This window comes from Mucilaginibacter metallidurans (assembly GCF_003286435.2).
Lineage (GTDB): Bacteria > Bacteroidota > Bacteroidia > Sphingobacteriales > Sphingobacteriaceae > Mucilaginibacter > Mucilaginibacter gossypii.
This window is the reverse complement of sequence record NZ_CP043449.1, coordinates 4,083,466-4,097,628: the sequence shown is the minus strand read 5'-3', so window position 1 is coordinate 4,097,628 and position 14,163 is coordinate 4,083,466. Positions and strand designations below refer to the sequence as shown.

Genomic DNA, 14,163 nt, shown 5'->3' with positions numbered 1-14,163 from the left:
TTACAGATCACTGGAACAACACATCAGTGTGGAGTAAAGTGCCGGGCTCATCAAAAACTGTGTCTGCAGTTACCGCATCTCCGAACCTGTCCGCCAGGAGAGCCAGCGGGCGAACAAAATAGAATTGCCTGCAAAGAAAATTTTAATCCACAATTTGCGTTATTTTAGCTTACATGTCATGATTAGCTGAATGCATAACACCATAAAAATTACGTGGTATTTTTATAAGTCGATGTTGTTATGGTGCATGTCTATCAACATGATCTGTATCTACTATTTGCTTCGCGGAGAGGTCAACGTTGCAGGGGCATATATATTAAAAATAATGAGCTATGGGTTAATCATTGGCTTCCGGTATTATAATTACAATTCAAATAAAACTTTCTTCTACTTCCGTAATGCGGGTTATGGGATTGACAGATTATACCTGTATGCCCTTACATGCGATGCCCTGGCCTACGGTATATTGCTATCACTCTTAAAATTGGTAAGATATTGAGTCAGCATATTTTAAAAGCCGACAGCGTTCATCTTGAGTTTGATGGGCGCAAGATTTTACAGGATATTTATCTCGATTGCCGCCAGGGCGAGGTGGTAGGTTTGCTTGGCCGCAACGGCTGTGGCAAGTCATCGCTGCTGCGGGTTATTTTCGGTAGCCTGAAGCCAACTTACAAGCACGTCAGCATCGACGATAAACACATTTATAAAGGTTATGACGATGGTCGGGTAGCTTATTTGCCCCAGCACAATTATCTGCCGCAAAATATAAAGATCCAAAGCCTTGCTGGTACCATTATCGACCCTCAATTTACTGATGAATTTACCTCATTGTCAATTTACCAGGATCATCATCACAAAAAGCCCGGCCAGCTATCCGGCGGAGAACTCAGGCAATTGGAAACCCTGATGTGTATTTACAGCCGGGCAGATTTTATATTGCTCGATGAGCCATTTACTCATGTTTCGCCGGTGCAGGCGGAAATGTTTAAGGGTATCATTCGTAAATGCGCTAAGGTAAAAGGTATCATTGTTACCGATCATCAGTATTATAATATCCTTGACGTGGCCGATAGAATAGTACTAATTACCGACGGGAGCACCAAAGCCATCAACAGCCCTGATGATCTGATCAGGCACGGCTATATTAATCACATTATTTAAATGCCGGGAGGTGTAACTTAAAGTGTAAAACGAGGGTCTGACAGGTATATACTTCATACCATGTTCAGGGTTTACTTATTGTTCGCTTTTTTAACTTTCTGCTGTTTGGGTGCAGCAGGAAGCGGGAAAACGACCATTAAAGGCATCACCTTTAAAAACGTACAGCCAAACCCGGATCCTTCACCAACCGGCGATTTTAAAACCTTGGTCATTCCCATAAAAAGAGCTGGTAACCTGATTGTTATTGAAGCCCAGATCGATACCCTTGAAGGTAATTTTGTGCTGGATACCGGCGCGCCGTACCTGGTTTTAAATGAAACCTATTTTAGGGATCTGCCACACGTAGCTGAGCAGGAATCTGCAGGAATCAATGGCGTTGCCGGCAGTTCTTTTACTACTTATATCCGTAATTTTAACATTCTTGACCTACATTATCCAAGGCTCAGGGCCGATGTTACCGATCTGTCCTTTATCGAAAACAGTAAAGGGATCAAAATATTGGGATTGCTGGGTACCCGGTTATTTTCAGATTTTGCCATTACAGTCGATCTGTTCCGTAATACACTATATATTCAAAAGCTTGACGAAAACAGCAATATCCCTCCGGCTGAGAAAGTATTTCATGACCGGTTTATGGTAAGCCCTTTCCGCATGCTTAATGATGTTATTTTAATGAAGGGCACTGTTAATGATAATTCGCTTTGGTTCGCTTTTGACAGCGCCGCAGAAACCAGCTTGCTCGATTACAGGAGATCAAAAAAGCTAATGCCCGATATGGAGGTAGTTAGCCGCTCAAAAATTATGGGGATTGGCGGTACTTCTATCGAGGTGATCTATACCCGTTTTGATAACCTGGTTGTGGGCGACCGCAAGTATATGAAAAACCGGATCCTGATCACCAATCTCGAAAAAATGGGGAACGCTTATGGTTACACAATAGATGGTGTATTGGGTTACGATTTCTTTGTAAGGGGCATATTCACCATCAACTTTGTTAAAAAAGAATTTGAAATGTACATTTACAATAATCAGTAATGAAAAGAGGGGCCTATATAGTTATTGTTTTTTTTGCGATGGTTTGCATGGCTTTGTCTGCAAGCGCGCAAAAACGCGGTAAGCTGGTTATGGGCGGCGATAACCTGAGGCTGCTCATTGATATGCGGTCGACTAAAACGGAGGTAGATAGCTTGCTCAAAAAAGCCGGGTTAAAAGGTGCAAATGCCGCTGCTATTTTGAAGGGAGATTTTACCGCTCTGAAAAAAGACGGCTGGACAATGGCCGAAAAACAGGGAAATGTAATAGAGTTCGACAGGCCGCTTGAGGCCGTTAACCTGAACCCGCAAGTTACTCCTTACCTGATAACTACTAAAATAGATAACAATGATAATGAGTCGCCGGGGTATCCGGCTGATGTTAGCTTCGGTATCAATAACTTTGCTAAAATCACCGTTCATGAACTACCATCTGGATTAACCCGTTTCTTTTTGCCCGGTTATGCCCAAAGTAAAAGGGTACTGTTATCAGGTAACTTTAATAACTGGAGCACTCTTAAAGGTATCATGGCCAAAACCGACAGCGGTTGGATTGCCGACATAAAGCTGAAACCTGGCAAGTATGAGTATAAGTTTATTGTGGATGGCCATTGGACCAGTGACCGTTATAACAACCTGGTGAGCAATCATGACGATAATTCAATATACTTTCGTTATAACTACACTTTTAAGCTGAACGGATACGCCAATGTCCATAAAATAACACTGGCAGCGAGTTTTAATGATTGGGACGCTAACAATATCGTCCTCGAGAAAAGTCCCAAAGGCTGGCAAAAACAGCTTTACCTGCAGGAAGGCACACAGGCGTATCGTTTCCTGGTTGATGGCAAATGGATCACCGATCCAGCTAATCCTAATAAGATCCAGGGCGCTGATGGATATACCAACTCAGTGCTGAACCTTGGCGAAACGGTTGTATTTAAGCTTGATGGTTATACCAATGCAAAGAAAGTGTACGTTGGCGGAAGCTTCAATAATTGGGAGCATGGCCTGATCCCGCTTACCAAAACCAAAACGGGCTGGGCATCGTCCTTAATTATTCCGCCGGGCAATTATGGCTATAAGTTTGTTGTGGATGATAACTGGATCACCGACCCCAAAAACCCTCGTAATATGATGGAGGGTGGCGTTGTTAATTCATATATTTCGGTGAAGCCCAATTATACGTTTAAGCTAAGCGGTTTCAATAATGCTAAAAAGGTTCATTTAGCGGGCAGTTTTAATAACTTTGATGATTTTGGTTACACACTTGCTTTTAACGGTAAAGAGTGGACGGTAAGTGTTTACCTGAAACCAGGCAAGCAACTGTACAAGTTTATTGTGGATGATAAATGGATGATAGACCCGGGCAATAAACTTTACGAACCTAACCAATATAATTCGGGTAATTCCGTTTTATGGATCGAGTGAGAAAAGAATCGAGAGATAAGAACCAAGAGATAAGAACCAAGAAGTCAGGATCAAGAGAAAAGAATTAAGAAGCGGGAAAATATTAATAAAGATGTTGATTCTTTCAGTATTGTATCTTGATTCTCACAGTCTTGCATCATGGTTCTGGTATTCTTGAATCTTGATTCTTATATTCTTGCATTTTGACTCTCACCTCGTTATATTAGCTAAAATACAATATTTTTATGACCATCCCCATATACCAGGCCGACGCATTTACCGATAAGCTTTTTGGCGGTAACCCGGCGGCAATTTGTCCGCTTAATGAATGGTTGCCCGATGTTACCATGCAAATGATAGCCATTGAAAACAACCTTGCCGAAACCGCTTTTTTTGTGAAAAACGACGATGGTTATAAGCTTCGCTGGTTTACGCCCGAGTATGAGATAGATCTTTGCGGGCATGCTACCCTGGCATCTGCTCATATCCTATTTTCGGAGCTGGGATATGAGGGAGATGTAATTCATTTTGAAACCGTAAAGGCCGGAACGCTAATTGTAAAGCTCGATGGCGATAAATATACTATGGATTTTCCGTCGAGGCCACCTATCCCAATTGAGGCTCCAAACGGATTGGCCGAAGCGCTTGGTGAAAAGCAGCCGGTAGCATTTTTGCGCTCGCGTGATTACTTCATTGTTTATGAAACTGAACAGGATATCAGGGAGCTTACGCCTGATTTCTTCGCCATGTCAAAAATGGATACGGTAGGGATCATAGCCACCGCTCCTGGCGATAACTCTGATTTTGTTTCACGCTTTTTTGCCCCCGGCGCAGGCATCCCGAAGACCCGGTTACCGGTTCGGCACATTGCAATCTGATCCCGTATTGGGCAAAACGCCTTGGTAAAGATAACCTCCATGCCTACCAGCTTTCGGCCCGCCGCGGCGAGCTTTGGTGCGAGCTTAAAGGTGACCGCGTGTTGATGAGTGGCAAAGCGGTTACTTATTTGAAGGGGAGATAAGGGTTTAAATTATAAATTGTCATTGCGAATATGTAAAAGTCCGGGCCGCTAAAGGTAAATGGCAAAAAAGGAGTTGTCACCCTGAATTGCCGAACGGTCGTGTGCAGGGGCCTGTCCACCATACTTCGATGAACTCAGTATGACACCCTTTTTTGTGTTGTCATCGGTAGGAACAAAGCAGGGACGTTATACAAACCCTGCCAGTAACCTTTCACCTTTAGCCTTTTTCCTTTCGCCTCAAATCAAAATATACTTTCAAAACTCAATTATTTATAATTACTTTGGGGGTTTGGACTTTGCAAGGTACTTAATAAATTAAATGCAGCTTACCCGTTTAGAAATCAAGGGCTTCAAGAGTTTTGGCGATAAAATAACCATCAATTTTAATGAGGGTGTTACCGCTATTGTGGGGCCTAACGGTTGTGGTAAATCGAACGTTGTTGACAGTATCCGCTGGGTTTTGGGTGAGCAAAGCACCCGGATGCTCCGTTCGGAGAAAATGGATAACGTTATTTTTAACGGTACCAAAAGCCGTAAATCGGCTAACCTTGCCGAAGTTTCCCTCACTTTTGATAATACAAAAAACGTACTGCCAACCGATTATTCGCAGGTAACACTTACCCGTAAGCTTTACCGCACGGGCGAAAGCGAATACCGACTTAACGATGTACAGTGCCGTTTAAAGGATATTACCGATCTTTTTTTGGATACGGGTATCGGCTCCGACTCCTATTCTATCATCGAGCTCCGGATGATCGACGAGATCATCACCAATAAGGAGGGCTCACGCCGTAACCTGTTTGAGGAAGCATCGGGCATCTCTAAATATAAGCTCCGCAAAAAGCAAACTTTCAGTAAGCTGAAAGAGACAGAGGCCGATTTGGCCCGTGTTGATGACCTGCTGTTTGAGATTGAGAAGAACCTGAAATCACTGGAGAACCAGGCGAAGAAAACTGAACGATACTATCGTCTCAAAGAACAGTATAAAACGCTGAGCATTATGCTGGCTTCGTTCAGGATCGTGGCTTTCAGCGAATCATTGAAAAAGATAGAGGAGCAGGAGCTAAAGCATAAGGCCGAGAAGGGAGATATCGTAGCCCAGATTGATACTTTGGAAGCGACTTTACAACAACAAAAGCTGGATAGCATCACCAAAGAAAAGAACCTTTCTGTTCAGCAGAAAACAACCAATGAGTTTGTTTCAAAGATCCGGGCTTACGAAAGCGAAAAGAAGATCAAGAATGAACAGTTGAAGTTTCAACAAGATAAAGAATCGCGACTGACTGAAGAGTTAGAACGCGATAAAAACCAGCTGAACCACGTTTTATATAACATTAAACGCTTAAATGAGGAAAAGGCCACCGAGGATGAAGCGCTGCAAACCATCCAAAGCAAACTTTCTGATTTAAAAGAAGCCGTTGATGAATTACGTGCACAACAAACCGAAGCCCGTAATGAGCTCAACGAGCTTAATAATATCAATACCCGCCTGCAAAACCAGGCTTATAAGGCAGAAAAAGACCTGGATATATTACAAATTCAGCAACAGGCTTTGGAGCAGGAAAGCCAGCGTAATATGGAAGATACCACCAATAAAGAGGTGGAGCTTTCGCACTTTAACCAGGTGGTTGCCGAGCTGCAATACCGCAAGGAAACACTTGATGATGAATTTCAGCAGGCTGTTGAGTTTGAAAATAAGCTAAAAGAACAAATTGCCGAAACCGATGTTGAGTTGAACTCGGTTAAGGATACCATTATAAAAGAGAGCCGTCGCCTTGATGCCAAGCAAAACGAATACAACCTTACCAAAAGTATGGTTGATAGTTTGGAAGGTTTCCCGGAGTCAATCAGGTTCCTGAAAAAGAATACCGATTGGGCTAAAAATGCGCCGCTGTTTAGCGATGTGCTTTTTTGTAAGGAGGAATATCGGGTAGCTATTGAAAACTACCTTGAACCGCTCATGAATTATTACGTAGTTGAAAGCTATGACGATGCAGTAAAGGCTATAAGCCTGTTGAGCAATTCGGCAAAGGGCAGAGCAAATTTCTTTGTGCTGAATAACTACGCTGATGAATCGCCTGCACAAATCAGCTTCGAAAAGGAGGGGGCTATCCCGGCATTGAGTGTTATTGAGGTTGAAAAACGTTACCTGCCGCTTTGTAATTACCTGCTTAAAGGTGTTTACCTGGTTGATGACGATAAAGAAGGCCAGATCAATAGCGAAACTTTACCGCAGGGCGTTGTGTTAATCGGCAAGAGCGGTAAGTTCAATAAATCAAAACATACCATGGCCGGTGGGTCTGTGGGTTTGTTTGAAGGTAAAAGGATCGGGCGTGCTAAAAACCTGGAGAATTTGGCTAAAGAGATCCGGGGAATAGAGAACCAGGTGGGTTCATTTCGTACGAAGTCTGAAGAATTACAGAACAAGCTTGCAGCTTTACGTTCGTCAACCAAGGCTGCTGAGATCAATGAACAGCAACAGATCCTGAACCGTTTAAATAACGAGTTGATCACTGTAAAAACCCGCCAGGAGCAATATCAAACTTTTATTGAAAACAGCCTTAACCGTAAAGAAGATATCGCCCGCAAAATTGCAGGGATCAAAGATGAAATGGCTGCCCTACAGCCGCAACTGGCCGAGCTGAAAACCCAGCGGCAGATCCAAAGTGATTTATTGGCCGATAAGCAGATGGCTTTTAACGAGCTGAACGAATACGTTTCCGTACAGTCAAACGCATACAATCAGGAAAATATCCGTTTTCATCAGCAACAAAATAAGGTATCGGGTTTAATGAAAGACCTTGACTATCGGGATACCCAGCAGGAAAGCCTTGAAACACGTATCCGCCAAAATAGCAGCGAGCTTGAAAAAGTAAAAGTTGCTATACAGGAAAACCTGAAGCTGGCCGATAACTCCGACGATAACCTGCTCGAAATGTATGAGCAGAAGGAAAACCTGGAAAAGGCCACACAAAAAGCGGAGCAGGAATATTATCAATGGCGAGGCCTCATAACCGAAAATGAGAACCAGGTAAGCTCACTAAGACGCAAAAAAGAAAACAGCGAAGTTATTGAGAACGAGCTGCGCGACGAACGAAATAATTTAAAGATAGACCTGAACGCGCTGAAAGAACGTCTTTCGGTTGAGTTTAATATAGATATTGAAGACCTGCCCGAAAGCGAAGTACCCGAAGGTGAAAATGAGCAGGACCTGCGCGAGAAAGCCGAAAAGCTAAAAAAACAGCTGGATGATTTTGGCGCCATAAATCCGATGGCGGTAGAGGCTTATAACGAAATGAATGAGCGTTATACTTTTATCCAGGCGCAAAAGAAAGACCTGAGTGAAGCCAAAGCATCATTGCTGGCTACCATACAGGAGATTGATGATACCGCGAAAGATAAGTTCATGACCGCGTTTATTATGGTGCGCGAAAACTTTATTAAAGTATTCCGCTCGCTGTTTAATGAAGAGGATTCATGCGATCTGATCCTGACTGATCCTGATCATCCGCTCGAGTCAGATATCGATATCATCGCGAAGCCAAAAGGTAAACGACCATTATCCATCAACCAACTATCGGGAGGGGAAAAAACCCTTACGGCAACCGCTATACTTTTTTCGCTGTACCTGCTTAAGCCTGCACCTTTCTGTATTTTTGATGAGGTTGACGCGCCGCTTGATGATACCAATATTGATAAGTTCAATAACATTATCCGTACCTTCTCCAAAGACTCTCAATTCATCATTGTATCCCACAACAAACGAACTATTGCAAGTACAGATGTTATTTACGGCGTAACCATGGTTGAGCAGGGGATCTCGCGTGTAGTACCTGTTGATTTAAGGGAGTTGGCAGATTAGAGCTTAAAGCCTAAGGCTTTTAATAAAAAGGCGAAAAGCTTTTCAGCCCTTCGCCTTTGATACGGAAAAGTTTTATTTCTTCTTTTTAAACACCGATGGTGTTTTAAGCATCAAACCTTTTACTTTGCTGCGAGTAAACCTCTGTTCCATCGCACGTTTCTGATCGGCCGAAAGCACGTTTTTTGATGAGGTAGCCAGGCTTTGTGTTGTTATTGAACCGGTTTTATACTTGCCAGTAGAGATATAGCTCAAAGCCTGTGCTAATAGCCCTTCGGTAGGGTCGCCGAAATCTTTGGTCAGATCGTCGACGGCGCTAACACCTTTATAAATGCCTTGCCCTGGTGTCATACCGGTATAATAATCGCCATTGTTTGCCGAATTTCTTGTGGAGAACATTGGCATATACAATTGGTATTTATTGATATCAATACCATAAAAACCAACAGGCTTGCCATAGGTGACAGAGCCGATCAATTCAACATCCAGTTCAGGGATCAGGTTATTAATGGTTAACTCACTTGCCGAGGCAGTACCGCTACCAACTATAAAGAATATCCGGCTTAAATTAAGTGACCCTTGCTTTTGGAAATTAACAGTTTGGTTGCTTACCGAAAAAAATCCTTTGGGTATTTCGTAAAGGTTTTTAAACAAGGTATAGTTATCGTTTGTAAGCTTATCATTAAAATAAGCTGTATACATCTTAGTGCCGTTCTTAGCCGATGGTACTAAAAGGTTATCTAAGTATTCCGCAGTTTCTACGGATCCGCCACCGTTGTACCTTAAATCAACGATCAAATCGGAAATGCCCGTGAAGCTGTTTAAAGCCTCTAATATTTTAGGACCGGCATTGGTTTTATCAGTAAAAGAATTAAAAACCATGTAGCCTGCTTTTTTGCCCGAGCCGGCGTCCAGTGTTTTATAAGTAATAACAGGGTTTATAGTATAGTTAGCAGTATTAAGCGTTACATCAACGGTGGTATTATCCGGTCTGGCCAATGTCATGCTGATAGTTTTGCTGTATGCATAGGCTTGTATTACAAATTGGGTAGTCGAACCTCCGTCATCGTAAGCAAGGTCGGTGCGCCCATTTATTTTGGTGATCTGATACCCGCGTTTAATACCTACTTTATCAGCAGGTGAACCAGGGTATACATATTTGATCCTCAGATCCGAACGCGTAGGGTAGAATACCGAAAAACCGAAGTCGCCGCCATTGCCGCTCAATTCGTTCGATACCGAGCCGTCATCAATAAACGAGTATTTGGCCGTACCGGTATTATCATAATATTCGTACGGTTGAGAGCTTGCCGGATTTATGGCATATTGCGATAAATGGTCAACCTCGCTGCTTAAGCCGGTGATGGTATCGCTGCTTACATAGTTACGGGGCTGAAAGTTTTTGTAAGTAGGAAGCTGATTGTACCACAAATAGGTTTCCTGCGGATACAGATAAACCGAGTCCCTTATACGATCAAGCGTGGTGCCGGTGTTTGGCGGGCCGGTAGTACCATCATCGCCGTTATTAATAGGTTTATTTTTTTTACAGGCAGATATCAATGCAACGGAAATAAGGGCTAAAAAGTAAAATATTTTTCTCATACACTTGAGTTTAAGTATTAAAACGCCTTGTTAGTAAGTATGTTATAGGTAATGCTATAAAAAGTCTTCAACACTGATACAGTCAATGCCGCTGGCTTCGGCACAAAGCTTATCTGTTTCCGAATTTTCAATCATCACTATTTCTTTACGCTGGAGGCCATGTTCCTGAATAAGCAGGTTAATTACATCTGGTTCGGGTTTTGGTACGGTTTCTTCGGTAAAATAGCAGCGGAGATATTTTTCCAGCCCGTGCCATTCGGTTTGTTTAATTTTATTTACCTGTTCCTGAACATTGCCGTTAGTTACAATAAACAATTTTTTGCGGTCGACCACAATATCCTGCATTAAGGTAAGTATATTTTGATATAAAAGCAGTTTTAGCGGTAATTTGGCAGTTAAAAGCAGGTTCTCAAATTTATCGCGGTATTGTTCGGCCACCGGGAACTGCTCCGTCAAACGGTTAAATGCGGCATCCTTCCCTTCAGCTATATACGTATCAGTTAATACTTTGGTTGCGGCCTTTGCATCTATCAGCTCAATATATTCAAGCATGTTTGCAAACAGGTAATAAGCCTGAAAGTAGTAATCCTTTGCCGGATAAAGCACATTATCTAACTCAAAAATAAAAGCTGTTTTACGTTTATCAATATCCTTATAGTCCATTAAGCAATTACGTGTAGGTTTATATCGTATTCATTAAAAAGGGTTTCGGCCTTTAGCAAGAGTATTGTTTCATCAGGTCTTAATAAATAAACCGAATCGATGCTTTTATCCAGGCAAAGCGTTAGCATTTCATGTGTATAACTTGCCGAAGCTGGATTGGGCAACAATATCATTTTGCCCGTTTTTATCATAAAATCAGGCAGGTCCATATGATCACCCAAAATAATATTTTTTCCTTCAAGTTTGTTTTTGAGCTGGTAGGCTTGAGCCGTTGTGGCGGCGGTAATTAAAATGCTCATATGGCTATTGACCGTTAACAATTAAACCATCCCTCATTGTAACCGTGCGGTCTGACAGGTTTGCAAGATCTTCATTATGAGTAACAATAACAAAGGTTTGCCTGAAATCATTTTTAAGCTTAATAAATAATTCATGAAGCTCGAGCGCGTTGACCGAATCAAGGTTGCCTGAAGGCTCATCGGCAAAAATAAGTGCCGGATTGTTGATTAACGCACGTGCCACAGCTACCCTTTGTTGCTCGCCGCCCGATAGCTGGTTAGGTTTATGGTGCAGCCTGTCTTTCAAACCCAAAAGGTCAAGCAACCCGGCCGCTTTTTTTTCTGCTTCAGATTTTGATTTTCCTGCTATAAAGGCCGGGATGCAAACATTTTCAAGAGCGCTGAACTCGGCCAGTAAATGGTGAAACTGGAATATAAAGCCAATCTGCCGGTTCCGGAAATCGCTTAGTTGTTTGTTGTTTAGTTTGTTTAGTTCAATATCATTAATGGTTAAAGTGCCTGAATCCGGCCGGTCAAGGGTACCTAATATGTTAAGTAACGAGCTTTTTCCGGCACCTGAAGCACCAACGATGGTCACGATTTCGCCCTTTTGTACCTCAAGGTCAACACCCTTTAATATTTGTAACTGTCCGTATGATTTATGGATAGATCTGGCTTTAAGCATTTGGCAAAGTTAACGGATTAGCTGGATTTATTTTGTTGGGATTACACCTATTGATTTATGATTTCACCGATTTTTACCGTTGATGATTTTTGATTATGTTGACACCTATTTTTCTGATTTTGCGAACATTCTATTAATATTAAAGTTCTGTAAATCATGATTTTGACATAGAGCTGAATGAAATGATTTAAGGAGGCTCTCAACTAAAAACAAATTCTCCCATTTTTTTGCGGCGTTGCGCCTTAGCGTGCTTAATATTCAATTCCCTAAGTTTCCCGTACTTTGCATCCTTTGTAAATACAATGTTATTTACCCCCGATAAGGGCAAATAAACTGAAACAAGGTGTTTACCGTTTCAAACAAAATTGTAGCTTTACCGCAAATTCTTCAAAACATGAATATTCACGAATATCAGGGTAAAGCTATATTAAAAAGCTATGGCGTTAGAGTTCAGGAAGGCATTGTAGCCGATACTGTTGAGCAGGCTGTTGAGGCTGCCCAAAAATTGAAAGAAGACCTGGGCTCAAGCTGGGTAGTGATCAAAGCACAGATTCACGCAGGTGGCCGTGGTAAAGGGGGCGGCGTTAAGCTTGCCAAAAACATCGAGCAGGTAAAAGAACATACCGGCAATATTTTAGGTATGCAGCTGGTAACTCCGCAAACTGGTCCTGAAGGTAAAAAAGTTAAGAAAGTTTTAGTTGCACAGGATGTTTACTATCCGGGCGAAAGTGAAACCAAAGAGTTTTACATGAGCGTATTGCTTGACCGCGCCCGTGGCCGCAACATTATTATGTACAGCACCGAAGGCGGTATGGATATTGAGGAAGTTGCACACTCAACCCCTGAGCTTATATTTAAAGAAGAGATTGATCCTAAAGTTGGTTTACAGGGCTTCCAGACCCGTAAAATAGCCTTTAACCTTGGCCTTGAAGGCGAAGCATTTAAAGACATGACCAAATTCATTGCTGCTTTATACAAAGCCTATGAAGGTACCGACTCATCGCAATTTGAAATTAACCCGGTTTTAAAAACCTCTGATAATAAAATTTTAGCTGTTGACGCTAAGGTAAACCTTGACGATAACGCGCTTTACCGTCATCCGGATTACGCTGCAATGCGTGATACCGATGAGGAAGATCCAACCGAGGTTGAAGCCAGCAAATCAAACCTTAACTATGTTAAGCTTGATGGTAACGTAGGCTGTATGGTTAATGGCGCCGGCTTAGCTATGGCTACTATGGACATCATTAAAATTGCCGGGGGCGAGCCTGCCAACTTCCTTGACGTAGGCGGTACGGCCAACGCGCAAACTGTAAAAGCTGGTTTCAATATCATTCTTTCAGATCCTAACGTAAAAGCCATCCTGATCAACATCTTCGGTGGTATCGTTCGTTGCGACCGTGTTGCGCAAGGTGTAATTGATGCTTACAAAGAGATCGGTAATATCCCGGTGCCAATTATTGTTCGTTTACAGGGCACAAACGCTGCCGAAGCAAAAGAACTGATCGATAACTCAGGTTTGAAAGTTTACTCGGCAATATTGCTGAAAGAAGCTGCAGACCGTGTTAAAGAGGTTTTAGCGCTTTAATTCTTTTTAGAGATTAGAGGCTGGTAATTAGAGATTAATTGCCAGCCTATAGATAAAAAAAGGAGGCTATATCACACATTGATACAGCCTCATTTTTTATAGGGTAACATGTCCCCTAAAAGACTACAAGTCACTTAAGAGGTCAAGTTTTTTGGCGTTATATTCTTCCTGCGAAATAAGGCCATTATCAAACAAGGTTTTTAGTTTTTTTAGTTTTTCGGTAAGCTCATCAGGCTTTGGTGCGGCAGGCGGAGGTGTTTCCTGTACAACAGGAGTGGGGGCCGCGACTGGTGTGGGTGGTGTTACCGGTGCGGCAGGCGCTGTATAGCCATTTGGTTGAGAAAACGGCTGAGGCGATGCCGGTGATACAAAAGCGCGGGCAGGCGAATTTTCCAGCTGGATAGCACCTGATTCGGCACGTTTTTGTTCCAGGTCGCGCTGACGGCGAGCTTCACGCTCAACTTCCTTACGTTCCTGGGCATACTGGTATAATTTACGGCCCTGAACTTTAGGCAAGTAATCAACAGCCATTTCGGCGCCACCGGTGGTTTTTACGCTGAAAATGGAGCCGATAATTTCTTCCTTGGTATATACGTCAACGATATCTTTCCAAACAAAATCAACAAACTTGATAGATAGCCCCAGGTTAGCCGGGGTAAAAAACAGCACACGTTTGTTGGTAATAGCTATACAATCAGGAAAAAGATTTACCAGCGGCTTTTTCTGAACGGCAATGTAGATAACCTCTTCGCCTGAAGAAAGCAGATCAACAAGGCGTGAATAAACCTTTTCAACTGTTTTAGGGTCCTGTTCCTCGTTTAAAAATTTCTCAATCATATTTTTAGCATTTATGATGCGCGCAAAA

General features: G+C 42.4%; 10 protein-coding genes and 1 pseudogene. 6 read left to right on the top strand and 5 right to left on the bottom strand.

Translation table 11 applies throughout. The annotated features are described in order from the left end of the window. Nucleotides 1-495 precede the first annotated feature (495 nt). From DIU38_RS17615 to smc, 5 genes and pseudogenes are all read left to right on the top strand, one after another. A complete protein-coding gene (locus DIU38_RS17615; protein ID WP_167516218.1) occupies nucleotides 496-1,161 on the top strand; it encodes an ATP-binding cassette domain-containing protein in 666 nt (221 codons plus the stop codon). A 60-nt stretch (nucleotides 1,162-1,221) separates the two neighbouring features. Next, nucleotides 1,222-2,196 carry an aspartyl protease family protein gene (locus tag DIU38_RS17610; RefSeq protein WP_112658073.1) on the top strand — a complete coding sequence of 325 codons (975 nt, stop codon included), beginning with the start codon at nucleotides 1,222-1,224 and terminating at the stop codon, nucleotides 2,194-2,196. Beyond that, nucleotides 2,196-3,623 carry a glycogen-binding domain-containing protein gene (locus tag DIU38_RS17605; RefSeq protein WP_112658075.1) on the top strand — a complete coding sequence of 476 codons (1,428 nt, stop codon included), beginning with the start codon at nucleotides 2,196-2,198 and terminating at the stop codon, nucleotides 3,621-3,623. The genes DIU38_RS17610 and DIU38_RS17605 overlap by 1 nt, the downstream gene beginning before the upstream one ends. Nucleotides 3,624-3,847: 224 nt before the next feature. Further along, nucleotides 3,848-4,623 (top strand): annotated as a pseudogene (locus DIU38_RS17600) (PhzF family phenazine biosynthesis protein). A 319-nt stretch (nucleotides 4,624-4,942) separates the two neighbouring features. Beyond that, nucleotides 4,943-8,485, top strand: coding sequence for a chromosome segregation protein SMC (smc, locus tag DIU38_RS17595; RefSeq protein WP_112658081.1), 3,543 nt, complete (start codon nucleotides 4,943-4,945; stop codon nucleotides 8,483-8,485). Nucleotides 8,486-8,557: 72 nt separating this feature from the next. Here the strand turns inward: smc and DIU38_RS17590 are convergent, their stop codons facing one another. From DIU38_RS17590 to DIU38_RS17575, 4 genes are read right to left on the bottom strand one after another with little or no spacing between them, the layout of a single operon-like run. Further along, on the bottom strand, nucleotides 8,558-10,084 hold the full coding sequence (locus tag DIU38_RS17590; RefSeq protein WP_112658083.1) for a S41 family peptidase: 1,527 nt from the start codon (nucleotides 10,082-10,084) through the stop codon (nucleotides 8,558-8,560). A 54-nt stretch (nucleotides 10,085-10,138) separates the two neighbouring features. Next, the gene (locus DIU38_RS17585; RefSeq protein WP_091163021.1) at nucleotides 10,139-10,747 is read right to left on the bottom strand and encodes an HAD family hydrolase; all 609 of its coding nucleotides are present in this window, start codon (nucleotides 10,745-10,747) and stop codon (nucleotides 10,139-10,141) included. Next, nucleotides 10,747-11,046, bottom strand: coding sequence for a hypothetical protein (locus tag DIU38_RS17580; RefSeq protein WP_112658085.1), 300 nt, complete (start codon nucleotides 11,044-11,046; stop codon nucleotides 10,747-10,749). Before DIU38_RS17580 ends, DIU38_RS17585 begins: the two co-directional genes overlap by 1 nt. A 4-nt stretch (nucleotides 11,047-11,050) precedes the next feature. Then, a complete protein-coding gene (locus DIU38_RS17575; RefSeq protein ID WP_090531462.1) occupies nucleotides 11,051-11,710 on the bottom strand; it encodes an ABC transporter ATP-binding protein in 660 nt (219 codons plus the stop codon). Nucleotides 11,711-12,104: 394 nt separating this feature from the next. Between DIU38_RS17575 and sucC the strand changes: the two genes are divergently transcribed. After that, complete coding sequence (sucC, locus tag DIU38_RS17570) at nucleotides 12,105-13,298, top strand: ADP-forming succinate--CoA ligase subunit beta (RefSeq protein WP_112658139.1); 1,194 nt, start codon at nucleotides 12,105-12,107, stop codon at nucleotides 13,296-13,298. 123 nt (nucleotides 13,299-13,421) lie between these two features. On the opposite strand, the gene DIU38_RS17565 is transcribed toward sucC, so the two are convergent. Further along, a complete protein-coding gene (locus tag DIU38_RS17565) occupies nucleotides 13,422-14,135 on the bottom strand; it encodes a PH domain-containing protein (protein ID WP_112658087.1) in 714 nt (237 codons plus the stop codon). Nucleotides 14,136-14,163 lie beyond the last annotated feature (28 nt).

What these genes read in the sequence shown, in the direction of transcription:
- DIU38_RS17605 (WP_112658075.1), top strand. Translation starts at nt 2,196, where the DNA reads ATGAAAAGAGGGGCCTATATAGTTATTGTTTTTTTTGCGATGGTTTGC.
- DIU38_RS17585 (WP_091163021.1), bottom strand. Translation starts at nt 10,747, where the DNA reads ATGGACTATAAGGATATTGATAAACGTAAAACAGCTTTTATTTTTGAG.
- DIU38_RS17580 (WP_112658085.1), bottom strand. Translation starts at nt 11,046, where the DNA reads ATGAGCATTTTAATTACCGCCGCCACAACGGCTCAAGCCTACCAGCTC.
- sucC (WP_112658139.1), top strand. Translation starts at nt 12,105, where the DNA reads ATGAATATTCACGAATATCAGGGTAAAGCTATATTAAAAAGCTATGGC.
- smc (WP_112658081.1), top strand. Translation starts at nt 4,943, where the DNA reads ATGCAGCTTACCCGTTTAGAAATCAAGGGCTTCAAGAGTTTTGGCGAT.
- DIU38_RS17565 (WP_112658087.1), bottom strand. Translation starts at nt 14,135, where the DNA reads ATGATTGAGAAATTTTTAAACGAGGAACAGGACCCTAAAACAGTTGAA.
- DIU38_RS17575 (WP_090531462.1), bottom strand. Translation starts at nt 11,710, where the DNA reads ATGCTTAAAGCCAGATCTATCCATAAATCATACGGACAGTTACAAATA.
- DIU38_RS17590 (WP_112658083.1), bottom strand. Translation starts at nt 10,084, where the DNA reads ATGAGAAAAATATTTTACTTTTTAGCCCTTATTTCCGTTGCATTGATA.
- DIU38_RS17610 (WP_112658073.1), top strand. Translation starts at nt 1,222, where the DNA reads ATGTTCAGGGTTTACTTATTGTTCGCTTTTTTAACTTTCTGCTGTTTG.